The sequence below is a fragment of the Streptomyces polyasparticus genome (assembly GCF_014493765.1).
Taxonomy (GTDB): Bacteria; Actinomycetota; Actinomycetes; order Streptomycetales; family Streptomycetaceae; genus Streptomyces; species Streptomyces polyasparticus.
The window spans coordinates 1-25,203 of the sequence record NZ_JACTVJ010000025.1; the positions used below are offsets into that span (position 1 = coordinate 1).

Here is a 25,203-nt window from a genome sequence, read left to right on the forward strand (position 1 = left end):
ACCCGGAAGCTAAGCCTCACAGCGCCGATGGTACTGCAGGGGGGACCCTGTGGGAGAGTAGGACGCCGCCGAACTAAATTTGATAATAAGACGCCGGTCCCTGAACTTCGGTTCAGGGACCGGCGTCTTTTTGTTTTGTGTCACTCCCCGTTCACGTTGCCACGACAGCATCCGCGGCATGGGGACAGTCGCAATGCTCAAGGCCGCAGGCATCGGACTCGGCGACGAGGTGATCGTGCCGGCGTACGGCAACGTCGAGATCGCCGAAGCCGTGGTGTCCGCCGGCGGGCTGCCCGTGTTCGCCGATATCGATCCCGGCACGTACTGCCTGGATGCCGCCGCTGTCACCGCTGCCATAGGGCCGCGTACCGCCGCCATCGTCGCCGTACGGCGCTTCGGTGAGTCGGCCGGGCTGCAGCAGGTGCACGAAGTCGGCACGGGGAAAGGGCTGTTGGTGCTTCAGGAGGTCGACACGGCCGACCCCTCCGGTGCGGCCGAGGGCGACGGTCCGGTGGCAGTAGGGCGGCGGCGGGCTCAAGCGGCTTATCTGTCCGCCCGGCTCAGGGGCGTGGATGCTCCGGTGCACAGCGCGGGGCACACGTATCGGCAGTACGTGGTGCGGGTGCCGGGGAACGGGCGGCCGGATCGCGACGCCTTCGCACGCGCCGTACGGGCCAGGGGAGTTCGCTGTTCCGTGCCCGTGAAGACGCCGGTGCACCGGTTGCCCGAGTACCGGCGGGACGTGGAGCTGCCCCGGACCGAGCGGGCCGCCGACGAGACGCTCGCGCTGCAGATTGGCGCGGAGCTCGGCCGTCGGGAGCTGCAGCGGATCGTGTCCTCGTGCAATGCGCTCGGCGGGCTGCTCGTACCGGCCTTTTGAAGATCCCTCAGTCGATCGTGTCGAGGAAGGCCCGGGTCGCGGGTGTCGGGTTGAACTTGCTCCAGGCCACGTACTCCACGCGGCGCGGGCCGTCGATTACCGACAGGACGCGGACCTCGGGGTACTCGTGGGCGATGGGGGAGGGGAGCAGGGCCACCGCGAGGCCGCGGCTGACGATGCGCAGCATCAGCTCCGCCGACATCAGCTCGTAGGCGACCTCGCGTTCCAACTCGGCCGCCTCGAAGGCCAGATCGCTCTGTGAGCGGCCCTGGGAGCCGACGGGGAAGTCGGCGAAGGGGGACTCGGCGAGCCGGCGGAGTGTGACCTTGCTCTGGTCCGCCAGTGCGTGGTCGAGGGCCACCACGGCGACGAGCTTTTCGCGGGCCAGTTCGCGGGTCTCGACGCCCTGGGGTTCGCGGGAGGCGGGCAGGCCGAGGAAGGCGATGTCGAGTTCGCCGGCCGCCACCTGGGCGCTCATCGCGTCGCTCGATCCCACGTGCAGGCTCACCTTCACTTGTGGGTAGCGCTCGCGGTAGCGCTGCAGGACGGTCGGGATGTCGACGGCCGCGACGGTGGGGATGATGCCGATCCTGAGGCTGCCCCTGACCTCGCCCACGGCGGCGGCCGCTTCGGCGGCGGCGAGCTCCGCGGCTTCGACGCACTGTTTCGCCCGTACGAGAAAGGCCTCGCCGGCCGGGGTGAGTTCGACGCGGCGGCTGGTGCGGGCGAAGAGCTGGACGCCCAACTCGCGCTCCAGGGAGCCGATCTGGTGGCTCAAAGCGGACTGGGCGACGTAGCGCTGGCGCGCGGCGCGGGTGAAGTTGCGGGTCTCCGCGACGGCGAGGGCGTACCGGAGTTGTCTCAGCTCCATCAGGCGTTCAGCTCCATGCGATCTATCGTGCAACGCGATTGGTTCGATGACAACCATGTGTTGGACCGATCGATAGGGGCGGGCCGAGACTCTTCACATGACCTCAGTGATGACCCCGCAGCCCGTGCGGCCGGTGCAGACGGTGGCGCCCAAGGCGCGTTCCCTTGCTGTCGGCGGCACGTTCGCCCTGATCCTGGCCACCGCTCTCGCGCCCATGGCGTGGGGGACCACCTATGCGGTGACGACGGAGTTCCTGCCGGCCGATCACCCGCTGTTCGCGGCCCTGTTGCGGTCGCTGCCGGGTGGGCTGCTGATGATCGCGCTGACCCGGGTGCTGCCGCACGGCGCCTGGTGGTGGAAGGCGGCGGTGCTCGGTGTGCTGAACATCGGCGCGTTCTATCCGCTGCTCTTCCTCACCGCCGAGCTGCTGCCCGGTGGGGTCGCGGCCACGCTCGGGGCCGTACAGCCGTTGATCGTGGCCGGTCTCGCGGTCGGGGTGCTGCGGGAGCGGCCTTCGCTGTGGCGGATCGCGTGGGCGGTCACGGGAGCGGTCGGTGTGGGGCTTGTCGTGCTCGGTCCTGGCGCCGGTCTCGGCCTTGCCGGGGTTGCCGCCGGGTTGCTCGGTACGGCGTCCATGGCGCTCGGGGTCGTCCTGACCAAGCACTGGAAGGCGCCGGCAGGGGTCGGGCCGATGGCGATGACCGGGTGGCAGCTCACGGCGGGCGGGCTCTTCCTCGTACCGCTGACCCTGGTCTTCGAGGGGGCGCCGCCGCAGATCGACGGTCCTGCGGTCCTCGGGTACCTGTGGCTCGGCACCGTGGGCGGCTTCATCGCGCACACCCTCTGGCTGCGCGGGATCGGGCGGCTGCCGGTGACGGCGACCGCTCTGCTCATTCTCCTGTCGCCGCTGGTCGCCGCCGTGATCGGGGTGCTCGCGCTCGGTGAGTCCTTCACCGCCTGGCAGGTCGCCGGACTGACGCTCGCGCTCGGTGCGCTGGTCGCCGGTCAGCTCAACCCTCGGTGGGCTCGCTCCTGAAGGCCGCCCGAGGTCGTCCCGTACAGCTCGCAGTCGAAGAAGGAGTCCCGCAATGAAGCTCGCAGTCATCGGTGCCACCGGGATGGTCGGCAGCCGCGTCACCGCCGAAGCCCTACGACGGGGGCATGACGTGACCGCCGTATCGCGCAGTGCGCCGCAGGACCTGCCCGCGGGTGCGCGTCGGGTGGCCGCCGACGTGGCACAGCCGGAAGGGTTGAAGGCGGTGCTCGCGGCGGCCGACGCCGCGGTGCTCGCCATCCGGCCGGCTCCGGGGGACGAGGGTTCGCTCGCGCCGCTCACGGCCAAGCTGCTCGATGCGGCCGCGGGTATGCCGGTGCTGGTCGTGGGCGGTGCCGGGCCGCTGCGCAGCCCGGCGGGTGGTCTGGTCGTCGACGACCCGGTGTACGTCCCCCGGCAGTGGCGGGCCATCGCGGTGGCCAGCTGTGAGCAACTGGCCGTCTGTGAAAGTCACTTCGGCGACACGTCGACCTACCTGAGCCCGCCGGCGCTGCTCGCTCCCGGCGAGCGCACGGGAACGTACCGGCGTGGCGGCGACACCCTGCTCGTGGACCCGGACGGGCGCTCGCTCATCAGCGTCGAGGACCTCGCTGTCGCGGTGCTCGACGAGATCGAGACGCCCTCCGGGGTCCGGCATCTGACCGTGGCGTACTGAGAGCAGGGCGCCTGGGATCGCTAAGTCGCCTTTTTCGGGTGCGACTTGAAGAAGTCCCAGATCAGATCCGTGGCGTTCACCGCCGCTTCCCGCTCGGCCATGTCGGACTTGCCCTGCGGCCAGCTGTGGCCCATGTCCGGCAGCCGGTACGCCACGAGCTCGGAGCCGTCCGCGCAGCGTGCCGCGGTGCGGGTGATCTTCTGCTTCAGCTTTGTGGGCGGGCCCTCCTTGCACTTCAGGCGCTCCTGCCAGATGGTCAGGCCGGCGTTGAACACCGGGTACCACTTGTCGTCGCCGCCGATGAAGGTGATCACCGAGACCGGGGATTTCGGCACATACGTGTCGGGGTCGGTGATGCGGCCGCTGTAGCCGCCGCTGACCGGGGCGATGGCGGCGAAGGTGTCGGAGAGTTCGACGGCCAGCTTGAAGGACATGTCGCCGCCGTTGGAGATCCCCGTCGCGTAGATCCGCTGCGGGTCCGCGCCCCAGGTGTCGACCAGGCTCTTGGTGATCGTACGGAGGAAGCCGACGTCGTCCTCGCTGCCGCAGCAGACCAGGGCGTTCATGCCGCCGTTGACCCCCTCCGGGTAGACGGCCAGGAAGTTCTCCTTGTCGGCCTTCGCGGAGAAGTCGCTCAGCTTGGCGACATGGGTGCCGGTGCTGGGGTAGGGGTGCATGACGATCACCAGCGGCAGCTTCCGGCCCGGCGCGTAGGAGGGCGGGGCATGGACCGCGTACGTGCGCTTCGTGCCCTTCCAGTCGAGCGTGACGGTCTGGTCGCCGGGGCCCGGACTGGCTTGCGGGGAAGCCGACTTGGACGGTTTCTTCGGCTTCTCGCCCTTGCCTTCGCCCGAACCGGACGAACAGCCGGCCAGCGCGAGGGCCAGGGCCAGGAGGACGGCGGCGAGGATGCGGCGTAAACCCTTAGGCGGCATGCGCGCATGGTGGCAGCGCGGCGGAAGGCGGTCCAGAGGAAGCGGTGGTTCTGTACGGGCCGGGATTCGGGGTATGATCTGTGTCGTTGCCGAGCGGGAAACCGTGCAGGTCAACAGGCCCCTATAGCTCAGTCGGTAGAGCGTCTCCATGGTAAGGAGAAGGTCTGCGGTTCGATTCCGCATGGGGGCTCAGGAAAGCAAGAACCCCGCCCGGTCACCGGGCGGGGTTCTTCCGTTTCCGGGCCCCGGTCAGCCGTTGTGCGGCCCCGGTCAGGCCCTGTGCGGCGCGGGGTCAGTCCTTGTGCGGCTCCGGCACCCGCATCGCCAGGATCGCCATGTCGTCGGAGGGCGCGTCCGTCGCGAAGCGCTCCACGGCGCGCATCACCCGCGAGGCCACGGCGCCGGCGGTCAGACCGGTGCAGGTGGTCAGGACGTCCATCAGGCCGTCGTCGCCGAGCATGCGGGTGCCCTCGCGGCGCTCGGTGACGCCGTCCGTCACGCACAGGAGCACATCGCCGGGCTCGAGCGTCATGGTCTGCTCGTACAGCTCCAGGTCCTCCATCACACCGAGCAGCGGCTGCGGCTCGGCGAAGGGCTCGACCGTGCCGTCCTGGCGCAGACGCAGCGGCAGCGGATGGCCGGCGCAGACCAGCTTGAGGACGGCCGAGCCGTCCTCCTGGGGCCACAACTCCCCGTAGAGGAGCGTGAGGAAGCGGCTGCGGGCACCCTCGTCCAGGATCGCCGCATTGAGGCGCTCCAGGACCGCGGGGCCGCCGAAGCCCTCGCGGGCGAGGAGTCTGAGAGCGTGCCGGGCGAGGCCGGTGACCGCGGCGGCCTCCGGACCCGTGCCGCAGACATCGCCGATCGCGAAGCCGTACGCGCCGTCGCGGATCGGGAAGAGGTCGTAGAAGTCGCCGCCGACCTCGTTGCCCTCGCCGGCCGCGCGGTAGATCACCTCGACCTCGACGCCCGGGATCTGGGGGAGGCCGGGCGGGAGGAGGCTGCGCTGGAGGGACTGGCTGATGGCCATGCGCTCCGAGTACAGGCGCGCGTTGTCGAGCGCGAGGGCGGCGCGGCGGGAGAGGTCCTCGGCGAGTTCGAGGATCTCCTGGCGGAAGTGCTCCTCGGAGGGCTTGCCGAGCGTGAGCATGCCGATGACGCGGTTGCGGGCGACGAGGGGGAGCACGACCGTTTCGCCGCCGACCGCCGAGGCCGTCGCGAGGGTGGTGCCGATGCCGGCCGCAAGGCGCGTGGGCTCGCCCAGGCCGAGGCTGCGCATCGAGGTGCGCAGGGCGGCGCGGTGGGCGGCTTCCGACGGCGCGTTCCAGACGCGGGCGCCCGGGGTCGGTACCGGGTCCGGCGGATCGATGCGCTGCAGCAGGGCCTTGAGGCCGTCGATACGGTCCTCGTCCTCGTGCAGGACGTAGGAGAGATACGGCTCGGATGACTGGTCGGCGATCGTGTAGACCGCGCACCAGGTGGCGAGGGTCGGGACCGTCATCTGCGCCATGAGCGCCAGGGTCTGGTCCCGGTCCAGGGTGCCGGCGAGCAGGTCGGAGGCCTCGACAAGGAAGCTGAGCGAGCCCCGGCGCAGTCGTTCCAGTTCGCTGAGGCGGGCCGATTCGACGTTGAGCGCGATGCGGTCGGCGGCGAACTGGAGGCGCAGGGCCTCCTCGTTGGAGTACCGCCCGGGTGCCTCGGCCGCGACACCGAGCGAACCGGTGAGCCGGCCCTCGACCTTCAGTGGGACGGTGACGACCGAACGCATGCCGGTGCCGTCGAGCAGCGGGGCCGCGCCCGGCGCCACGGTGAGGTCCTCGTGGACGGCGGGCATACGGGCGGAGCCGTAGCGCCCGGTGCCGGCCTCGACCTGGACGCGGGCGAAGCGCTGGCGGGCGGAGGGCAGGCCGGTGGAGGCGCGTACCTCCAGCTCGGTCTCGTCGTCGGTGGCGAGCAGCAGGAAGGCCGCGTCGCCGTCGAGCATGTCGCGGGCGCGCTCGACCGTGCGCTGCAGCAGGCCGTCGAGGTCGTCGGGCGCAGGGGAGCCGATGAAGGTCTCGAAGGGGTCGGCCGAGGTACCCGAGGCGGGGAGCGTCGCGGCGTCGGGCGCAGGGCCGCGGTGCGGGCTCTGCAGCACGGCCCGTTCGGTGTCCCGTACGAGCAGGCAGACCGTCGAGGGATCGCCTTCCGGATCCCGTACGCGCAGATGGGATGCGTATACGGGGATCACGCGGCCGTCGGCGCCGCGGATGCCGTAACTGCCTTCCCAGCGCGAGAGTTGGAGCGCCTCGACGATGCCGGTGCCGGTGCCGGGGGTGTGCGGCCAGGCCGCGAAGTCGGTGAGCTGGCGGCCGAGCACCTTTTCGCTTTCGTACCCGAACAGGCTCTCCGCGGAATCGCTCCATGCGGTGATCGCGCCGTCACGGTCGATCTGGACGACCGCGACATGGACACGCGGGTCGGCGACCGGCAGCAGGTCGACGGGGAGCAGCGGACCCGCGGTGCGGGCGCCGACGGGGCGCTCGGGCAGGTCGAGCCGGAACCAGACCTGCTTCTGCGTCGGTGTGTACTCGACACCCCAGCGGCTGGCGAGCGCCGCGCAGAGCTGGAGGCCGCGGCCGCCCTCGCGGTCCGGACTTCCAAGAGTGCGCAAAGACTGCTGAAGCGGGATCTCTCGCTCCGGATAGCGGTCGGCGACCTCGATCCGTACAGCATCTTCACTGCGCAGGCACAGCACGTCGGCCTTGGTGCCGGCGTGCACCACCGCATTGGTGACGAGTTCGCTGGTCAGGACCACCGCGTCATCGATGATGTCGGTGTATCCCCAGCCCTGGAGCGTGTCGCGGACGAACGCACGGGCGCCGGCGACCGAGCGCCCTACGGGTTCGAATGTGGCGGCCGCTCGCGCGGTGATCACAGCACTCCTTGTGCGCGTTTCGGTGTCGGATCCGTCGACGTACACGTTTCCACTGCCCATCGTGCGGCCGCCCCTCCACAAGCGCGTCAGCCCGTAAGTTCCCGTACCACCGCCCAGGCCGGGCGGACCGGGGTGGTTGGACAGCCGGATGCCAGATTACTTACCTTCGCGGTTCATGCGGATGCCGGTTGCCGTGTTTCCGCCCGGAGGTGCTGCCAAGGGTGTCTTCGGCGGTGTACGAAGCTGCCGAAGTGTTATGGCCTGGTTCGGGCAGGGTGAAACACTGGGCAAGCTCTATGAGACAGCCCGGGCAACGGCAATGAGCATCGAGCAACCGAGCATGTGGTCGATCCCCTCGGGAGGGACACGGTGGAGTCCGGTACAGCTGCGCGAGGCAAGTCCACGCGCGCGAAAGGCGCTCAGTCCCGTGGCGGCCGCGGCAACGGGACCGTAGAAGTCGACGCCGCGGCGCTGAACAAGCTGGTCGCCGCGCTCGTCGCGATGCGGGACGGCAACTTCCGCAAGCGGCTCACCGTCACCAATGACGGGGTGATGGCGGAGATCGCGGCGCTCTACAACGATGTCGCCGACCGCAATCTGCATCTGACCGGCGAGCTCTCGCGGGTGCGGCGGATGGTCGGACGTGAGGGGAAACTCACGGAGCGCCTGGAGACCGGCGCGTACGAGGGGTCGTGGGCCGCGGCGATCGACGCGTCCAACGCCCTCGTCGACGATCTCGTACGGCCGGTGTCCGAGGTCGGCCGGGTGCTCTCGGCGGTCGCGGAGGGCGATCTGGAGCAGCGCATGGAGCTGCGCGCGCCCGGCTCGGACGGCTCGGCGCATCCGCTGCGCGGTGAGTTCCTGAAGGTCGGCCGCACGGTCAACAACCTGGTCGACCAGCTCTCCCGGTTCACCGACGAGGTCACGCGCGTGGCCAGCGAGGTCGGTACGGAGGGCAAGCTGGGCGGTCAGGCCCGGGTGCGTGGAATGTCCGGTTCGTGGAAGGATCTCACGGATTCGGTCAACACCATGGCGTACCGGCTCACCGCGCAGGTGCGTGACATTGCTCTCGTCACGACCGCGGTCGCCAAGGGCGATCTGTCGCGCAAGGTGACGGTGCATGTCGCGGGCGAGATGCTCGAGCTGAAGAACACCGTGAACACCATGGTCGACCAGCTCTCCTCGTTCTCCTCCGAGGTCACGCGTGTGGCCCGCGAGGTGGGTACGGAGGGCGAGCTGGGCGGTCAGGCGCAGGTGCCCGGCGTCGCCGGCGTGTGGAAGGACCTCACCGACTCGGTGAACCTGATGGCCGGCAACCTCACCGCGCAGGTGCGCGGGATCGCCGAGGTCACCACGGCCGTCGCCAACGGTGATCTGTCCCGCAAGGTGACGGTGAGCGCGCGCGGCGAGGTGGCCCAACTCGCCGAGACCATCAACCAGATGACCGAGACCCTCCGTACGTTCGCGGACGAGGTCACGCGCGTGGCGCGCGAGGTCGGCTTCGACGGGCAACTCGGCGGGCAGGCGCTCGTGCCGGGCGCCGCGGGCACGTGGAAGGACCTCACCGACTCCGTCAATACGGTCTTCCGCAACCTCACCACCCAGGTACGTGACATCGCGACCGTCACGACGGCGGTGGCCAGCGGTGATCTCTCGCAGAAGGTCACGGTCGACGTGGCCGGCGAGATGCTGGAACTCAAGAACACCGTGAACACGATGGTCGACCAGCTCTCGGCCTTCGGCTCCGAAGTGACGCGTGTGGCGCGGGAGATCGGCGTCGAGGGTGAGCTCGGCGGCCAGGCCGAGGTGCCCGGCGCCGCGGGTACGTGGAAGGACCTCACCGACTCGGTGAACACCGCCTTCCGCAACCTCACCGGCCAGGTGCGCAACATCGCCCAGGTCACCACGGCGGTGGCGAACGGCGACCTCTCGCAGAAGGTCACGGTCGACGTGTCCGGCGAGATGCTCCAGCTGAAGAACACCGTGAACACGATGGTGGACCAGCTCTCCAGCTTCGCCGACCAGGTGACCCGGATGGCCAGGGACGTGGGCACGGAGGGCCGCCTCGGCGGTCAGGCCCGTGTGGACGGCGTATCGGGTACGTGGAAGGACCTCACGGACTCCGTCAACTTCATGGCCGGCAACCTGACTTCACAGGTGCGGCAGATCGCTCAGGTCACCACGGCGGTGGCGCGCGGTGACCTGAGCCAGAAGATCGAGGTCGATGCGCGCGGCGAGATCCTGGAGCTGAAGAACACCATCAACACGATGGTCGACCAGCTCTCCGCCTTCGCCGACCAGGTGACCCGCGTGGCCCGCGAGGTGGGCACGGAAGGCCGGCTCGGCGGCCAGGCGCAGGTGCCCGGCGTCGCCGGCGTGTGGCGCGATCTGACCGACTCCGTGAACGGCATGGCCGGCAACCTCACGGCCCAGGTGCGCAACATCGCGCAGGTCGCGACCGCGGTGGCCCGCGGTGACCTGTCGCAGAAGATCGAGGTCGACGCGCGCGGCGAGATCCTGGAGCTGAAGAACACCCTCAACACGATGGTGGACCAGCTCTCCAGCTTCGCCGACCAGGTGACCCGGGTGGCCCGCGAGGTGGGCACCGAGGGCATCCTCGGCGGACAGGCCGAGGTGCAGGGCGTCGCGGGTACGTGGAAGGACCTCACGCAGTCCGTGAACTTCATGGCCAACAACCTGACCAGCCAGGTGCGCAACATCGCCGAGGTCACCACCGCGGTGGCCATGGGCGACCTGTCGAAGAAGATCACCGTCGACGCGAAGGGCGAGATCCTCGAACTCGTCACGACCGTCAACACGATGGTCGACCAGCTCTCCAACTTCGCCGAGCAGGTCACGCGCGTGGCCCGCGAGGTGGGCACGGAGGGCCAGCTGGGCGGTCAGGCCCGGGTGCCGGGAGTCACCGGCATCTGGAAGGACCTCAGCGACAACGTGAACCTGATGGCCTCCAACCTGACCAGCCAGGTGCGCAACATCTCCCAGGTCGCGATGGCGGTCGCCAACGGCGACCTGACCCGTACGGTCACGATCGAGGCGCGCGGCGAGGTCGCGCAGCTCGCCGACACCTTCAACACCATGGTGCGCACGCTGAGTTCGTTCGCCGACCAGGTCACCAAGGTGGCCCGCGAGGTGGGCACGGACGGCATCCTCGGCGGCCAGGCCCGCGTACCCGGCGTCGCCGGTACGTGGAAGGACCTCACCGAGTCCGTGAACCAGATGGCCGCCAACCTGACCGGCCAGGTGCGCAACATCGCGATGGTCACGACCGCCATCGCCAAGGGCGATCTCACCAAGAAGATCGACATCGACGCGCGCGGCGAGATCCTGGAGCTCAAGACCACCATCAACACCATGGTCGACCGGCTCTCCTCCTTCTCCGAGGAGGTCACCCGAGTCGCCCGCGAGGTGGGTACGGAAGGCCAGCTGGGCGGTCAGGCGCGCGTGCGCGACGTCGACGGCACCTGGCGCGACCTCACCGAATCGGTGAACGAGATGGCCGGGAACCTGACCCGGCAGGTGCGCGCGATCGCCGCGGTCGCCACGGCGGTGACCCGCGGCGACCTCAACCTGAAGATCGACGTGGACGCGGCGGGCGAGATCCAGGTCCTGCAGGACAACATCAACACGATGATCGCCAACCTGCGCGACACCACCATCGCCAACAAGGAACAGGACTGGCTCAAGGGCAACCTGGCCCGTATCTCCGGCCTGATGCAGGGCCGCCGCGACCTCGCGGACGTGGCCGGCCTGATCATGAGCGAGCTGACCCCGGTGGTCTCCGCGCAGCACGGCGCGTTCTTCCTGGCGATGCCCACGGACGACGCCAAGGAGTCCGGAGCGTCCGACGACGAGGCGTACGAGCTGCGCATGATGGGCAGTTACGGCTACTCGATGGGCTCCATGCCCACGTCCTTCAAGCCGGGTGAGACGCTCATCGGCACGGCCGCGCAGGAGCGGCGCACGATCCTCGTCGAGAACGCGCCCTCCGGCTATCTCAAGATCGCATCCGGTCTCGGGGACGCGCCGCCCGCGCAGGTGATCGTGCTGCCGGTGCTCTTCGAGGGCCAGGTGCTCGGTGTGATCGAGTTGGCCTCGTTCCAGCCGTTCACGCAGATCCAGCGGGACTTCCTCAGCCAGATCGCCGAGATGATCGCGACCAGCGTCAACACGATCTCCGTCAATACGAAGACGGAAGTCCTGCTGAAGCAGTCGCAGGAGCTCACCGAGCAACTCCGTGACCGCTCCGAGGAGTTGGAGAACCGGCAGAAGGCGCTGCAGCTCTCCAACGCGGAGCTGGAGGAGAAGGCCGAGCTGCTCGCCCAGCAGAACCGCGACATCGAGGTCAAGAACACCGAGATCGAAGAGGCCCGCCAGGTCCTCGAGGAGCGCGCCGAACAACTCGCGGTCTCGATGCGCTACAAGTCCGAGTTCCTCGCGAACATGTCGCACGAGCTGCGCACCCCGCTCAACTCGCTGCTCATCCTCGCGAAGCTGCTCGCCGACAATGCGGAGGGCAATCTCTCCCCGAAGCAGGTCGAGTTCGCCGAGACGATCCACGGCGCGGGCTCCGACCTGCTGCAGCTGATCAACGACATCCTCGACCTGTCCAAGGTCGAGGCGGGCAAGATGGACGTCTCGCCGACGCGGATCGCCCTCGTCCAGCTCGTGGACTACGTGGAGGCGACCTTCCGGCCGCTCACCGCGGAGAAGGGCCTCGATTTCTCCGTACGAGTGTCTCCGGAGCTGCCCGCGACGCTGCACACGGACGAGCAGCGGCTCCTGCAGGTCCTTCGCAACCTGCTGTCGAACGCGGTCAAGTTCACCGACTCCGGCGCCGTCGAGCTGGTCATCAGGCCCGCGGGCACGGACGTGCCGCACGAGATCCGCACCCAGCTCCTGGAGATGGGCACGCTGCGCAGCCCGGACTCGGACATCATCGCGTTCTCGGTCACGGACACCGGCATCGGTATCCCGGGCAGCAAGATGCGGGTCATCTTCGAGGCGTTCAAGCAGGCCGACGGCACCACGAGCCGCAAGTACGGCGGTACGGGCCTCGGGTTGTCGATCAGCCGGCTCATCGCGCGGCTGCTCGGCGGCGAGATCCACGCGGCGAGCGAACCGGGCCGCGGCTCCACGTTCACGCTGTATCTGCCGCTGCACCCCAACGAGCTGCCGCCGCCGGAGTACGCGCAACTCTCCACCGCCATCGAGCCGGAGAGCCACACGGGCCTGCAGGCGCTGCCGCCCGCGCCGGTCGACGAGCCGTTCGCCACGAGCGACAACGGCAAGGCGGAGATCTCCGCACCGGAGCCGGTGGCCCAGTCGGGCACCCTGTTCCGGCGCCGCAGGCGCTCCGTGCAGGCCGCCGAGCCACGGGCCGCGCTGCCCGGCCAGACCGCGGGCCAGAGCGGCCAGGACCAGTGGGACGGCGCGGAACAGGCGGCGCCGCAGCAGCGGCCGAGCTACCACTTCGGCGGCGAGAAGGTGCTGATCGTCGACGACGACATCCGCAACGTCTTCGCGCTGACGAGCGTGCTCGAACAGCACGGCCTGTCGGTCCTGTACGCGGAGAACGGCCGCGAGGGCATCGAAGTGCTGGAGCAGCACGACGATGTGACGCTCGTTCTGATGGACATCATGATGCCCGAGATGGACGGCTATGCGACGACGACGGCGATCCGTCGGATGCCGCAGTTCGCGGGTCTGCCGATCATCGCGCTCACCGCGAAGGCGATGAAGGGCGACCGTGAGAAGGCCATCGAATCGGGAGCTTCCGACTACGTCACGAAGCCCGTCGATCCCGACCATCTGCTTTCGGTCATGGAGAGCTGGATGAACGAGCGCTGAGCGGGGACTGTGCGGGAGCGTGTGTAGCTTGTCCGTGCGCGGCCGGATTTGTGACCGGTCGCGCCCGTGGACGTGCTGACGGAACGTGTCCGTTGCCGTGTAGAAGTGCGGGATTCGGGGAACCTTCTGGTCTCCGCTTGCGTTTCTGCTACGTGCACAGTGACATCGCGGTGACAGGGTGTGGCGACAGGCGGGGTGCGGCTACCATGACCGGCACAAGGACGGGCGGCAGGACGGAGTCGTCCCCTGGGGCGGCGACCGGTGGACTGCCGGGGCGAGGAGGACGGGCCATGGTGCAGAAGGCCAAGATCCTCCTGGTCGATGACCGGCCGGAGAATCTGCTGGCGCTCGAGGCCATCCTCTCTGCGCTCGATCAGACCCTGGTGCGGGCATCGTCCGGGGAGGAAGCGCTCAAAGCACTGCTCACGGACGATTTCGCGGTCATTCTGCTGGACGTCCAGATGCCTGGAATGGACGGTTTCGAAACCGCTGCGCACATCAAGCGCCGGGAACGGACCCGGGACATCCCGATCATCTTCCTCACCGCGATCAACCACGGTCCGCACCACACCTTCCGTGGTTACGCGGCGGGCGCGGTGGACTACATCTCGAAGCCCTTCGACCCGTGGGTGCTGCGCGCCAAGGTCTCGGTGTTCGTCGAGCTGTACATGAAGAACTGCCAACTGCGGGAGCAGGCCGCTCTGCTGCGGCTCCAGCTCGAAGGCGGCGGCAAGACGCCGGTCGGCGACAAGGGCGAGCCCGCAGGGCTGCTCGCCGAGCTCTCGGCTCGGCTCGCGGCCGTCGAGGAGCAGGCCGAGGCGCTGTCCAAGCAGCTCGACGACGAGTCCGCGGACGCCGCCGCGGTGGCCACGGCGGCCCACCTGGAGCGCAAACTGACCGGCCTGCGCCGGGCACTTGACGCTCTGGAGCCCGGCGCCGGACCCGGTGCCGCCTCGGTGCCCACGCAGAACTGACGCTCGTTTCGTACGTCACCGGCGGCACCCCACCTGCAGAGGTGATCCCGCGTCAGTTTCGTGCCTCGGTACGCCGACACGAACGGGTGAAGCAGTAGGCACACGTGTCCGCAGTGGTCCGCACCGGTAACCTCACCCCCATGGCCTCACGTCCCTCCGCAGCCAAGAAGCCCCCTGCCAAGAAGGCGGCGGCGCCCAAGAAGGCTCCGGCGAAAAAGGCCACGGCAGCCAAGGCGCCGGCCAAGAAGGCGCCCGCCAAGAAGGCCGCGGCCAAGCCGGCGCCGAAGCCCGCCCCGAATCCCACCGGTGGCGTCTACAAGCTCGCCCGCGCCGTCTGGCTCGGTCTCGCACACGCGGTGGGGGCGACCTTCCGCGGCATAGGGCGTGGCGCCAAGGGCCTCGACCCCGCACACCGCAAGGACGGCCTCGCGCTGCTGCTGCTCGGGCTCGCCCTGATCGTGGCGGCCGGCACCTGGTCCCAACTCCGCGGCCCGGTGGGCGATCTGGTCGAGCTCCTGGTCACGGGCGCGTTCGGCCGTCTCGACCTGCTCGTACCACTGCTGCTCGGCGGGATGGCCGTACGGTTCATCCGCCACCCCGAGCAGCAGGAGGCCAACGGCCGTATCGTCATCGGGCTTTCGGCCCTGGTCATCGGCGTGCTCGGCCAGGTGCACATCGCGTGCGGGGCGCCCGGACGCGGTGAGGGGACCGAGGCCATAAGGGACGCCGGCGGGCTGATCGGCTGGGCCGCGTCCCGTCCCCTGATCTTCACGATGGGCGAGGTGCTCGCCGTACCGCTGCTCGTCCTGCTCACCGTCTTCGGCCTCCTCGTCGTCACGGCGACCCCGGTGAACGCCATTCCGCAGCGGCTCAGGCTGCTGGGCCAGAAGCTCGGCATCATCCAGCCCGACCCGGCCGCCGTGGAGTTCATGGACGGGGCCGAGGACGACGCGCGCTACGACGAGCAGTGGCGCGAGGCGCTGCCCGCGTCCCCGCGCGGCCGCCGCAGGCAGCAGGCCGCCCCGGACCCGTACGACCCGGAGAAGGCCGAGGAGGAGGCGCTCACCAAGCGGCGCCGGCCGCGCCGCACGAGCGCGCGCCCCGAGATGGAGCCTTCGCTCGACGCGATCGACGTGGCCGCGGCGGCCGCCGCCGCGCTCGACGGCGCGGTGATGCACGGGATGCCGCCCTCGCCGATCGTCGCCGACCTCACCCAGGGCGTCACAGTGGAGCGGCCCGAGCCGACGCCGACGCCGGTGCCGAGCGCCCGTATCCGGGAAGCCGCACCTGCTCCGGCACCGGCTCCCGAGGCGCCGCGCGCCGAGAGCTCCGTACCCGACCTCACCAAGTCCGCGCCCGAAGCGCCCCGCGATCTGCCGCCGCGCGCCGAGCAGCTCCAGCTCTCCGGCGACATCACGTACGCGCTGCCCTCGCTCGATCTCCTGGAGCGCGGCGGGCCCGGCAAGTCGCGCAGCGCCGCGAACGACGCCGTGGTGGCCTCGCTGAGCAATGTGTTCGCCGAGTTCAAGGTCGATGCCGACGTCACCGGCTTCACCCGCGGTCCGACGGTCACGCGCTACGAGGTCGAGCTCGGCCCCGCAGTGAAGGTCGAGAAGATCACGGCCCTGGCGAAGAACATCGCGTACGCGGTCGCCTCGCCGGACGTCCGGATCATCAGCCCGATCCCCGGCAAGTCCGCGGTCGGCATCGAGATCCCGAACACCGACCGCGAGATGGTCAACGTCGGCGACGTGCTCCGGCTCGCGGACGCGGCCGAGGACGACCACCCGATGCTGGTCGCGCTCGGCAAGGACGTCGAGGGCGGCTACGTCATGGCGAACATCGCCAAGATGCCGCACATCCTGGTCGCCGGCGCCACCGGCTCCGGCAAGTCCTCCTGCATCAACTGCCTGATCACCTCGATCATGGTGCGCGCCACCCCGGAGGACGTACGCCTCGTCCTCGTGGACCCCAAGCGCGTGGAGCTGACCGCGTACGAGGGCATCCCGCACCTGATCACGCCGATCATCACGAACCCGAAGCGGGCCGCCGAGGCCCTGCAGTGGGTCGTGCGCGAGATGGATCTGCGTTACGACGACCTCGCGGCGTACGGGTTCCGGCATATCGACGACTTCAACGAGGCCGTACGCAACGGCAAGGTCACTCCGCCGCTCGGCAGCGAGCGCGAGCTCCAGCCGTACCCGTATCTACTGGTGATCGTCGACGAGCTCGCGGACCTGATGATGGTCGCGCCGCGCGACGTCGAGGACTCGATCGTGCGCATCACCCAGCTCGCGCGCGCCGCCGGTATCCACCTGGTGCTCGCGACGCAGCGTCCGTCCGTGGACGTCGTGACCGGTCTGATCAAGGCGAACGTGCCCTCACGGCTCGCCTTCGCCACCTCCTCGCTCGCCGACAGCCGGGTCATCCTCGACCAGCCGGGCGCCGAGAAGCTGATCGGCAAGGGCGACGGGCTCTTCCTGCCGATGGGCGCGAACAAGCCGACCCGTATGCAGGGCGCGTTCGTCACCGAGGCCGAGATCGCCGCCGTCGTGCAGCACTGCAAGGACCAGATGGCGCCCGTGTTCCGGGAGGACGTCACGGTCGGCACGAAGCAGAAGAAGGAGATCGACGAGGAGATCGGCGACGACCTGGACCTGCTGTGCCAGGCCGCCGAGCTGGTCGTCTCGACCCAGTTCGGGTCGACCTCGATGCTCCAGCGCAAGCTCCGGGTCGGGTTCGCGAAGGCGGGGCGCCTGATGGACCTGATGGAGTCGCGGAACATCGTCGGACCCAGCGAAGGCTCGAAAGCCAGGGACGTTCTGGTCAAGCCGGATGAATTGGATGGAGTGCTGGCAGGGATCCGCGGGGAGGCTCACCCATAAGGGGACGGCAGGCAACCGTTTCTCTTCGGACCACGTCAAGTTGGATGGAGGGAAGGCGACCTGTCCCACCATCAGGATGTCCGGTCATGGCCAATGTCCGGCCAGCCTGATGGCGTACAAAGTGCTCCCGCCCGGTTGCCTCACCCTTTCGTACCCCCCCTAGACTGAACGTCCAGCAGGTGGCTACACGCTCGAAAGGCGCCCCCGTGTCCATCGGCAACTCCCCTGAAGACGACCGTCCTTCCTTCCCGGAGGACGAGGACCGTCCCTCGATCGGCCGAGCCCTGCAGCTCGCCCGCATCGACGCGCGCCTCACGGTCGACGAGGTCAGCGCGGCGACCCGCGTCCGGGTACCGATCGTGCATGCGATCGAACAGGACGACTTCTCGCGCTGCGGTGGCGACGTCTATGCACGTGGGCATATCCGCACCATCGCGCACGCCGTCGGCATCGACCCCGCGCCGCTGCTCGCCCAGTTCACCGAGGAGCGCGGCGGCCGGCCGAGCCCGACGCCCGCGGCCCCGCTGTTCGAGGCCGAACGCATCCGCCCCGAGCCGCGCCGGCCCAACTGGACCGCCGCCATGGTCGCCGCGATCGTCGCGGTGGTCGGCTTCGTCGGGTTCACGATGTTCAGCGACTCCGACAAGAGCGGCAAGAACTCCGTGGCCGAGGGCTCCGTGGCGCCCTCGACCAGCAAGCCCGCCGACAAGCCGGCGCCGCAGAAGCCGGCCGACCCCAAGCCGGACCCGGCGGACAGCGCGATCGCCGGTGCCCCGAAGGACAAGGTCACCGTCCTGATCAGCGCGGACCAGGGCAAGAGCTGGATCTCCGTCAAGGATCACAACGGCGTGACGATGTTCGACGGGTTCCTCGACAAGGGCCAGACCAAGACCTTCATGGACGACGAGCGCATCGATCTCGTGCTCGGGAACGCAGGCGCCATAAAGCTCTTCGTCAACGGCAAGGAGATCAAGGACGATTTCCAGCCGGGCCAGGTCGAGCGGCTCTCGTACACCAAGGGCGACGCGGGAGAGGACCCCGAAGTCGGCTGACCTGCGCTTCGTACGCCCCGCCGGGTTGGTGCCCGGCGGGGCGTCGCGTTTTCCGGGCCGGGCCCCCGCAGGCGGCCGGGAGGCCTGGCGGCGAGGGCGGGCAGGTGAACCAGATACTCTGGACGTTATGCCCGAACGCCGTACCGTCGCCCTTGTCACTCTTGGCTGCGCCCGTAACGAGGTGGACTCGGAGGAGCTCGCAGGCCGCTTGGAGGCGGACGGCTGGGAGCTCGTCGAGGACGCCTCGGACGCGGATGTCGCCGTCGTCAACACCTGCGGATTCGTCGATGCCGCCAAGAAGGATTCCGTCGACGCCCTGCTCGAGGCCAATGACCTCAAGGACCATGGCAGGACCCAGGCCGTCGTGGCCGTGGGCTGCATGGCCGAGCGGTACGGCAAGGAGCTCGCCGAGGCGCTGCCCGAAGCCGACGGAGTGCTCGGCTTCGACGACTACACCGACATCTCCAGCCGTCTGAACACCATCCTCAGCGGCGGCAACATCGAGGCGCACGCGCCGCGCGACCGCCGAAAGCTCCTTCCGATCACGCCCGCCGAGCGCCAGGCCGCCGCCGCGGGCACGGCGCTGCCCGGGCACGCCCAGGCCCCCGAGGACCTCCCGGAGGGTCTGGCTCCGGAGTCCGGTCCCCGTGCGCCCCTGCGCCGCCGTATGGGCACCTCGCCCGTCGCCTCCGTGAAGCTGGCCTCCGGCTGCGACCGGCGCTGCTCGTTCTGCGCCATCCCGTCCTTCCGCGGCTCGTTCATCTCGCGCCGTCCCTCGGACGTGCTCGGCGAGACCCGCTGGCTGGCCGAGCAGGGCGTCAAGGAGATCATGCTGGTCTCCGAGAACAACACCTCGTACGGCAAGGACCTCGGCGACATCCGTCTCCTGGAGACCCTCCTTCCCGAGCTCGCGGCGGTCGACGGGATCGAGCGGGTGCGCGTCAGCTATCTGCAGCCGGCCGAGATGCGCCCGGGCCTGATCGACGTGCTGACCTCGACGGAGAACGTCGCCCCGTACTTCGACCTCTCCTTCCAGCACTCCGCGCCGAACGTGCTGCGCGCCATGCGCCGCTTCGGCGACACCGACCGCTTCCTCGAGCTGCTCGACACGATCCGCGCCAAGGCCCCCACGGCCGGTGTGCGGTCCAACTTCATCGTCGGCTTCCCCGGTGAGACCGAGGCGGACGTGGACGAGCTGGAGCGCTTCCTCACGGGGGCGCGGCTCGACGCGATCGGTGTCTTCGGCTACTCCGACGAGGACGGCACCGAGGCGGCCACGTACGACAACAAGCTGGACGAGGACGTGGTCGCCCAGCGGCTCGCGCGGATCTCGCAGCTGGCCGAGGAGCTGACCCACCAGCGGGCCGACGAGCGCGTGGGGGAGACCCTGCGGGTGCTCGTCGAGTCCGTGGACGACGAGGACGGGGCCGTCGGCCGCGGCGCCCACCAGGCACCCGAGACCGACGGACAGGTGGTGTTCACGTCGAGTCAGGGCTTGACTGTCGGTCGTATGGTCGAGGCAAAGGTCGTCGGCACCGAGGGCGTCGACCTGGTCGTGGAGTGTCTTGAGGAGGCGGGCAGATGACGGGAGTCCCGGCATCGGCGGCGGGCGGGACCGGTGGCAAGCCGGTGCCCGGCGGCAAGCTGGGTGCTGCGGCCGTCAATCAGGCCAGCCTCTGGAACATCGCCAACATCCTCACCATGATCCGGCTGCTCCTCGTGCCGGGATTCGTGCTGCTCATGCTGGCCAACGGCGGGTACGACCCGGCCTGGCGCTCGCTCGCCTGGGCTGCCTTCGCCATCGCCATGATCACGGACCTGTTCGACGGACATCTCGCCCGTACGTACAACCTCGTCACCGACTTCGGTAAGATCGCCGACCCGATCGCCGACAAGGCGATCATGGGCGCCGCGCTGATCTGCCTCTCGTACCTCGGTGATCTGCCGTGGTGGGTGACCGGCGTGATCCTCGGCCGGGAACTCGGCATCACGCTCCTTCGTTTCATCGTCATCCGGTACGGAGTGATCCCGGCGAGCCGTGGCGGCAAGCTCAAGACGCTTGCGCAGGGCATCGCCGTCGGGATGTACGTCCTGGCGCTCACCGGTCCGCTGGCCACGCTGCGGTTCTGGGTGATGGCCATAGCCGTGGTGCTCACTGTGGGTACCGGCCTGGACTATGTGCGCCAGGCCGTTGTGCTGCGGCGCCAGGGGCTCGCGCAGGAGCGGGCCGAGGCGCTGGAGCGGTCGTGACCGCCGGGGCCGCCGAGGTGGTGGCGGCGGAGGTGCAGCGGCTCCTTGTCTCACGGGGTGAAACGCTGGCCGTCGCCGAGTCCCTCACCGGAGGTATGGTCGCCGCAGAGCTCACGGCCGTGCCGGGCGCCTCCAAGGTGCTGCGCGGCTCCGTCACCGCGTATGCCACCGAGATCAAGCACTCGGTGCTCGGCGTGGACGGTGCGCTTCTTGCCGGTCGCGGCGCGGTCGATCCCGAGGTCGCACGGCAGATGGCCGTCGGTGTGCGCCGACTGCTCGGTGCGGACTGGGGCATCGCGACCACCGGTGTCGCCGGGCCCGACCCACAGGACGGGCAGCCCGTCGGGACGGTCTACGTGGCTGTCGCCGGACCGGCCGAAGAGGTCACGGAACCGGACGAACCCACCGGGCGGCCTCGTCCGGAACATGGGAAAGTCGCTGCTCTGAGGTTGAACGGCGACCGTACGGAAATTCGTATGGAGAGTGTACGGAGCGTGCTTGGACTGCTCGTGAGCCAACTGACCGGGAATGCGAGCGCACAGGATACGGAACAGAACGGGGGGAATTGATGTTTGCAGCCCTGAGTGAACACGACATCGCTCCCCGCACGGCCGCCCCGCGAGGCGGTACGGTGGGGCGTGAAGGATGCGGCTACGCGGTCCGAGGAGGGAGCCACCGATGATTCTGCTCCGTCGCCTGCTGGGTGACGTGCTGCGTCGGCAGCGCCAGCGCCAGGGCCGTACTCTGCGCGAAGTCTCCTCGTCCGCCCGAGTCTCGCTCGGCTATCTCTCCGAGGTGGAGCGGGGGCAGAAGGAGGCATCCTCCGAGCTGCTGTCCGCGATTTGCGACGCGTTGGACGTACGGATGTCCGAGCTCATGCGTGAGGTCAGTGACGAGCTGTCGCTCGCCGAGCTGGCCGCATCGGCCGCCGCGGGTGAGACCGCGCGCGAACCGGTGCCCGCCGGAGTGCGTCCCATGCTCAATTCCGTCTCCGTGACCGGTGTGCCGCCGGAACGGGTCACCATCAAGGCGCCCGCCGAGGCCGTCGACGTGGTGGCGGCCTGATCGCCTTTCGGTTTTTCGGCTTTTCCCTGATCCCCGGCCGGGTACTCCGGCCGGGGATCAGGCGTTTCCGGGCGCGCGCCAGGACTTTGGTCCCGAGGGTACGGGACCTTCGAAATGCCCCCCTTTGTGATGGCGTGCCAAGGTGGAGAGAGCCGGATTTCCGTTCCGAAAGGTGGCGAGGAAGCGCATGTACGTCGTGAAGAGCCCGTTGTCCGATGCGGATCTCAAGGTCGTGTCCGAGGCGCTCCAGGGCGCGCTCGTGGATCTGGTGGATCTCTCGCTCGTGGCCAAGCAGATCCACTGGAACGTCGTCGGGCCCCGGTTCCGCTCCGTTCATCTGCAGCTCGACGAGGTCGTGGACACCGCGCGGCTGCACTCCGACACGGTGGCCGAGCGTGCCTCGACCCTCGGCGTCTCGCCGGACGGGCGGGCCGCGACCGTGGCGAAGACCAGTGGCATCGGTGCGGTGCACGAGGGCTGGGTCAAGGACGTGGATGCCGTACGGGCGCTGGTGGACGCGCTCGGTGCGGTGATCACGCGGATGCGCGAGCGGGTGGACGCGACCGGTGACGCGGACCCCGTGAGCCAGGACATCTTCATCGGGATCACCGCCGACCTCGAGAAGCACCACTGGATGTTCCAGGCCGAGAACGGCTGAGGCCGGTCAGGTGCGAAGGGGACCGCCCGGCGGGTGGTCCCCTTCGGCGTTCCCCGGGAGCGCTCAGCCCTTGGGCGTCTGCTCGCCCTGCCGGGTGAGGGAGCCGAGAAGCAGGTGGTTCTGGAGCAAGGGCAAGGCGTCGGCGTAGCGGTCGAGTGGTGGGAGTCCGTTGATCTCCCGTAGGGCGTCGCCGAGCATCGTCACGGTTTGGCCGATCACCGTGGTCGGTGCCACCCAGATGAGGAAGGTGCCGGTGAGGGCCCGTGTGAGTCCGGCGCCCGGTCCGTCGAGACGGGCCGCGGTCGCGTCGACTGCCAGGGCGGCGGCGGTGTCCAGGTCGCCGTACGCGGCATTGAGGCCGACGGTCGCCCAGTCGAAGAACTGCCGTTCCCGCTCGGCCGTCTCACGGGTGTCGATGAGCTGGGTGCGCCGATCGGGTTCCTCGCGGCGGTCGGGAACGCGGCGGTCGGGCTCCAGGAACACGGGGCAGCTGACGGCCACCGTGTCCGTCGCGTCGGCGGTCCGGGTCTCGTGGAAGCGGATGGCCAGATGACGGATGCGGTCGTTCGCCTCGTCGCAGCTCGTGGGGGCGGGGTCCTTGTCGAGTTCGGCGAGGGCCGTGGCGAGGACGCGGTCCTCGTTGACGAAGAAGGGCACCTCGGCTCGGAGGGTGGGCGCGGTTTCGGTGCTGGGCGCGGCCTCGGGGGTAGGGCTGCCGGGAAGGGGAGAGTGCTCGGGGCCGTCATCGTCGATCTGCTCCGCCGTCGGGTCTGCGGACCGGCGCATGTACTCGGGTAAACGCGGCGTCGGCGTGGGCAGCGGTTCGGGTGCGGGCTGCGCCGACATGCTCGGCGGGGGTTCCGGCTCCGAGCGGTCGCGCGGAGAGGAGGGCGGGCGTGGTGGGCCGAAACCGGGACTCATCGAGTGCGCCTCCTCGAAGCCGTGGACCGACCGGACGAGTGTGCGGTCCTGGATGCGGCCCGGGCAAGAGGGGCGGAGACTGGGGCCCAGGGTGCGGCGGTCCGGCTTCGATGCGGACCGCGCTGGAGGTGAGCGCCATGGCAGCTGGGACCGCTCTCGTACGCAACGTGCCCCGCGGGCTGCTTGTCGTCCTGGCGCTGGCGGGCGGGATCGTGTGGTGGTGGGCGATGGGCCGCCTCGTGTTCGCTCCCGGCCGGGCCGGAGTCGTCGAGGCCTCCATAGCCGCCGGCGGGTGGGGGCTGAGTCTGCTGCCCGTGCATACGGTGCCGTGGGCGCGCGCTGTGGGGCCCCGGCGGGTGCGGGCCGCCTATCGGGCGCGGGCGCGGCGGCAGGCGCTGTGGCGGCGGGTGGTGGGCGACGGGCGGATGTCCCGTCTCACCACGGCATGGCGACGCCGCCGTTGGGGCGGAGGATCTGGCCCGTCGTGAACGAGGCCGCGTCGGATGCCAGATGCAGCACCGCGTGCGCGATCTCCTCGGGCAGACCGACCCGGCCGAGCGGGGACATCTTCGACATCAGGGCCTCGGTGTGGGCTTGGACCTCGCTGTTGTTGTGCCGCAGCGTCATCGGTGTGCGGATCCAGCCGGGGGCGACCGCGTTGACGCGGATGCCGTGCCGGCCGATCTCGGTCGCGAGGGTCTTGGTGAGCTGGACGACGGCGGCCTTCGCGGCTCCGTAGCAGAGCAGGCCCGGGCCGCCGGTGTCGACCGCGCCCGAGGCCATGGTGATGATGCTGCCCTTGGTGCCGTTGGCGATCATCACGCGGGCGACTTCCTGGCAGGCGTACAGGATGCCCTTGAAGTTGATGTCCAGGACCCGGTCGAGGTCCTCGTCCGTGGTCTCGAGCACGGGGCTGCTGTGCATGACGCCGGCGACGGCGGCGAGGATGTCCGGCTGCGCCTGGACGATGGCCGCCTTGATCTGCGTACGGTCCGTCACGTCGAGGACGTGGGTATGGGCCGTGCCGCCCTCGGCCTTCACGGCCGTCGCGGTTTCGTGCAGGCCTTCCGCGTCGCGGTCCGCGCAGTGCACGACGGCGCCCGCGCGGGCGAGCAGCAGCGCGCTCTCGCGGCCGATACCGCTGGCGGCTCCGGTGATGAACGCGGTGCGGCCGGTGAGGTCGTACGCCTGGATGACGGGCATGGTCGGACGGTACGGATTGTTCTGACGGTCCGTCAATTGTCTGTGCGGGATTGGCTGGACGGGTTCCCCGGGGGTGCTGCCGTACGAGTTCCCCGCGGGCGTTCCGTACCGGTGGCCCGTGGCGTCAGGGAGTCGGACCGGTCTGGCAGTGGGGGCACCAGTACGTGGGGCGGTCGCGGCTGCCGTCGCCCTGCTGGGCTGTGCGGATCGGGGTGCGGCAGCGCAGACAGGGGCGCGGGGCGCGGCCGTAGACGTACAGGCGCTGGTCGCGGCGGCCCGTGGTGCTGCGTAGGGGGTTGTCGCGGTTGGCGTCGAGGACGCGGTGGGCCGCGGCGATCAGGCGAGGGGCGAGGCCGTCGGGGAGCTCGCCCACGGGGGTCCATGGCGTGACGGAGGCCATGAAGCAGAGCTCGCTCTTGTAGATGTTGCCGATGCCGGCGAGGTTGCGCTGGTCCAGGAGGGCCTCGCCGAGTTCGCGGGCGGGGTCTCGGAGGAGGTTGGCCAGGGCCTTGTCGGGGTCCCAGTCCGGGCCGAGGAGGTCGGGGCCGAGGTGGCCCACCGCCTTCGCCTCGTCGGTGGTGCGCAGGAGCTCCAGGACGGGGAGGCGGTAACCGACCGCTGTGTGCTGCTCGTTGCCCAGGATCGCGCGGATCTGGTGGGCCTGGCCGCCGCTCCAGCGCTCGCCCGGCGCGAAGACGCGCCACGAGCCGTCCATGCGGAGGTGGGAGTGCAGGGTGAGCCCGCCCTCGATGCGGGTGAGGAGGTGCTTGCCGCGCGGTGTGACGTCGAGGACCTCGCGGCCGGTCAGGTCGGCGGTGGCGTACTTCGGGACGCGGAGGTCGCTGCGGGTGAGCTTCCTGGCGGCCAGGGCTTTGTGGAGGCGGGTGGCTGCTTGGTGGACGGTGTCGCCTTCGGGCATGGGGTCATTGTGCGGGGCGCTGCGGTGTGCTGTTGCGTGTCGGTGGTGGCCGGGTGGGGCGGGGTGGTGTCGCGTGCGGGGTGGCCGGGTGGGGCG

19 protein-coding genes, 1 tRNA gene and 1 rRNA gene are annotated in these 25,203 nt (G+C 69.8%); 15 read left to right on the top strand and 6 right to left on the bottom strand.

Going from position 1 to position 25,203, the window contains the following annotated elements; all coding sequences use genetic code 11:
• Positions 1-74 (top strand): 5S ribosomal RNA (gene rrf / locus H9Y04_RS48705); the annotation flags it as partial.
• 104 nt (positions 75-178) lie between these two features.
• Positions 179-880, top strand: a complete 702-nt coding sequence (locus H9Y04_RS37655; RefSeq protein WP_187818711.1) for a DegT/DnrJ/EryC1/StrS family aminotransferase — start codon at positions 179-181, stop codon at positions 878-880.
• Positions 881-887: 7 nt separating this feature from the next.
• Here the strand turns inward: H9Y04_RS37655 and H9Y04_RS37660 are convergent, their stop codons facing one another.
• Positions 888-1,751 (bottom strand): LysR family transcriptional regulator, encoded by an 864-nt coding sequence (locus H9Y04_RS37660; protein ID WP_187818712.1) that lies wholly within the window; start codon positions 1,749-1,751, stop codon positions 888-890.
• Positions 1,752-1,848: 97 nt separating this feature from the next.
• On the opposite strand from H9Y04_RS37660, the gene H9Y04_RS37665 reads away from it, so the two are divergent.
• Both H9Y04_RS37665 and H9Y04_RS37670 read left to right on the top strand, forming a co-directional pair.
• Positions 1,849-2,787: an EamA family transporter gene (locus H9Y04_RS37665; protein ID WP_268980543.1), complete on the top strand. Its 939-nt coding sequence runs from the start codon at positions 1,849-1,851 to the stop codon at positions 2,785-2,787.
• Positions 2,788-2,839: 52 nt separating this feature from the next.
• Positions 2,840-3,460 carry an NAD(P)-dependent oxidoreductase gene (locus tag H9Y04_RS37670; RefSeq protein WP_187818713.1) on the top strand — a complete coding sequence of 207 codons (621 nt, stop codon included), beginning with the start codon at positions 2,840-2,842 and terminating at the stop codon, positions 3,458-3,460.
• Between the two features lie 20 nt (positions 3,461-3,480).
• On the opposite strand, the gene H9Y04_RS37675 is transcribed toward H9Y04_RS37670, so the two are convergent.
• Positions 3,481-4,395 carry a CE1 family esterase gene (locus H9Y04_RS37675; RefSeq protein WP_187818714.1) on the bottom strand — a complete coding sequence of 305 codons (915 nt, stop codon included), beginning with the start codon at positions 4,393-4,395 and terminating at the stop codon, positions 3,481-3,483.
• 117 nt (positions 4,396-4,512) lie between these two features.
• Between H9Y04_RS37675 and H9Y04_RS37680 the strand changes: the two genes are divergently transcribed.
• A tRNA-Thr gene (locus H9Y04_RS37680) sits at positions 4,513-4,585 on the top strand.
• 102 nt (positions 4,586-4,687) lie between these two features.
• Here the strand turns inward: H9Y04_RS37680 and H9Y04_RS37685 are convergent.
• Positions 4,688-7,372 carry a SpoIIE family protein phosphatase gene (locus H9Y04_RS37685; protein WP_187818715.1) on the bottom strand — a complete coding sequence of 895 codons (2,685 nt, stop codon included), beginning with the start codon at positions 7,370-7,372 and terminating at the stop codon, positions 4,688-4,690.
• A 309-nt stretch (positions 7,373-7,681) separates the two neighbouring features.
• On the opposite strand from H9Y04_RS37685, the gene H9Y04_RS37690 reads away from it, so the two are divergent.
• The 9 genes from H9Y04_RS37690 (at position 7,682) to H9Y04_RS37730 (ending at position 22,064) form a co-directional block, all read left to right on the top strand.
• Positions 7,682-13,180, top strand: a complete 5,499-nt coding sequence (locus H9Y04_RS37690; RefSeq protein ID WP_187818716.1) for a HAMP domain-containing protein — start codon at positions 7,682-7,684, stop codon at positions 13,178-13,180.
• A 290-nt stretch (positions 13,181-13,470) separates the two neighbouring features.
• Positions 13,471-14,154, top strand: a complete 684-nt coding sequence (locus H9Y04_RS37695) for a response regulator (RefSeq protein WP_187818717.1) — start codon at positions 13,471-13,473, stop codon at positions 14,152-14,154.
• A 140-nt stretch (positions 14,155-14,294) separates the two neighbouring features.
• Positions 14,295-17,039, top strand: a complete 2,745-nt coding sequence (locus tag H9Y04_RS37700) for a DNA translocase FtsK (protein WP_187818718.1) — start codon at positions 14,295-14,297, stop codon at positions 17,037-17,039.
• Positions 17,040-17,245: 206 nt separating this feature from the next.
• Positions 17,246-18,091, top strand: coding sequence for a helix-turn-helix domain-containing protein (locus H9Y04_RS37705; RefSeq protein WP_187818719.1), 846 nt, complete (start codon positions 17,246-17,248; stop codon positions 18,089-18,091).
• Between the two features lie 127 nt (positions 18,092-18,218).
• Entirely contained in the window at positions 18,219-19,676 is a 1,458-nt protein-coding gene (rimO, locus tag H9Y04_RS37710) for a 30S ribosomal protein S12 methylthiotransferase RimO (protein ID WP_187818720.1), read from the top strand.
• Entirely contained in the window at positions 19,673-20,341 is a 669-nt protein-coding gene (gene pgsA / locus H9Y04_RS37715; protein WP_187818721.1) for a CDP-diacylglycerol--glycerol-3-phosphate 3-phosphatidyltransferase, read from the top strand. The genes rimO and pgsA overlap by 4 nt, the downstream gene beginning before the upstream one ends.
• A complete protein-coding gene (locus H9Y04_RS37720) occupies positions 20,338-20,910 on the top strand; it encodes a CinA family protein (protein ID WP_187818722.1) in 573 nt (190 codons plus the stop codon). The genes pgsA and H9Y04_RS37720 overlap by 4 nt, the downstream gene beginning before the upstream one ends.
• Before the next feature lie 109 nt (positions 20,911-21,019).
• Positions 21,020-21,406 carry a helix-turn-helix domain-containing protein gene (locus H9Y04_RS37725; protein ID WP_187818723.1) on the top strand — a complete coding sequence of 129 codons (387 nt, stop codon included), beginning with the start codon at positions 21,020-21,022 and terminating at the stop codon, positions 21,404-21,406.
• A gap of 187 nt (positions 21,407-21,593) precedes the next feature.
• Entirely contained in the window at positions 21,594-22,064 is a 471-nt protein-coding gene (locus tag H9Y04_RS37730) for a Dps family protein (protein WP_187818724.1), read from the top strand.
• 63 nt (positions 22,065-22,127) lie between these two features.
• Here H9Y04_RS37730 and H9Y04_RS37735 read toward each other — a convergent pair whose 3' ends face one another.
• Entirely contained in the window at positions 22,128-22,850 is a 723-nt protein-coding gene (locus H9Y04_RS37735; RefSeq protein ID WP_187818725.1) for a hypothetical protein, read from the bottom strand.
• 272 nt (positions 22,851-23,122) lie between these two features.
• Between H9Y04_RS37735 and H9Y04_RS37740 the strand changes: the two genes are divergently transcribed.
• Positions 23,123-23,473, top strand: coding sequence for a hypothetical protein (locus H9Y04_RS37740; protein ID WP_187818726.1), 351 nt, complete (start codon positions 23,123-23,125; stop codon positions 23,471-23,473).
• Here H9Y04_RS37740 and H9Y04_RS37745 read toward each other — a convergent pair.
• The gene (locus H9Y04_RS37745; protein WP_187818727.1) at positions 23,421-24,188 is read right to left on the bottom strand and encodes an SDR family NAD(P)-dependent oxidoreductase; all 768 of its coding nucleotides are present in this window, start codon (positions 24,186-24,188) and stop codon (positions 23,421-23,423) included. The genes H9Y04_RS37740 and H9Y04_RS37745 overlap by 53 nt on opposite strands.
• Positions 24,189-24,312: 124 nt before the next feature.
• Entirely contained in the window at positions 24,313-25,107 is a 795-nt protein-coding gene (locus H9Y04_RS37750; RefSeq protein WP_187818728.1) for an Fpg/Nei family DNA glycosylase, read from the bottom strand.
• Between the last annotated feature and the right edge of the window lie 96 nt (positions 25,108-25,203).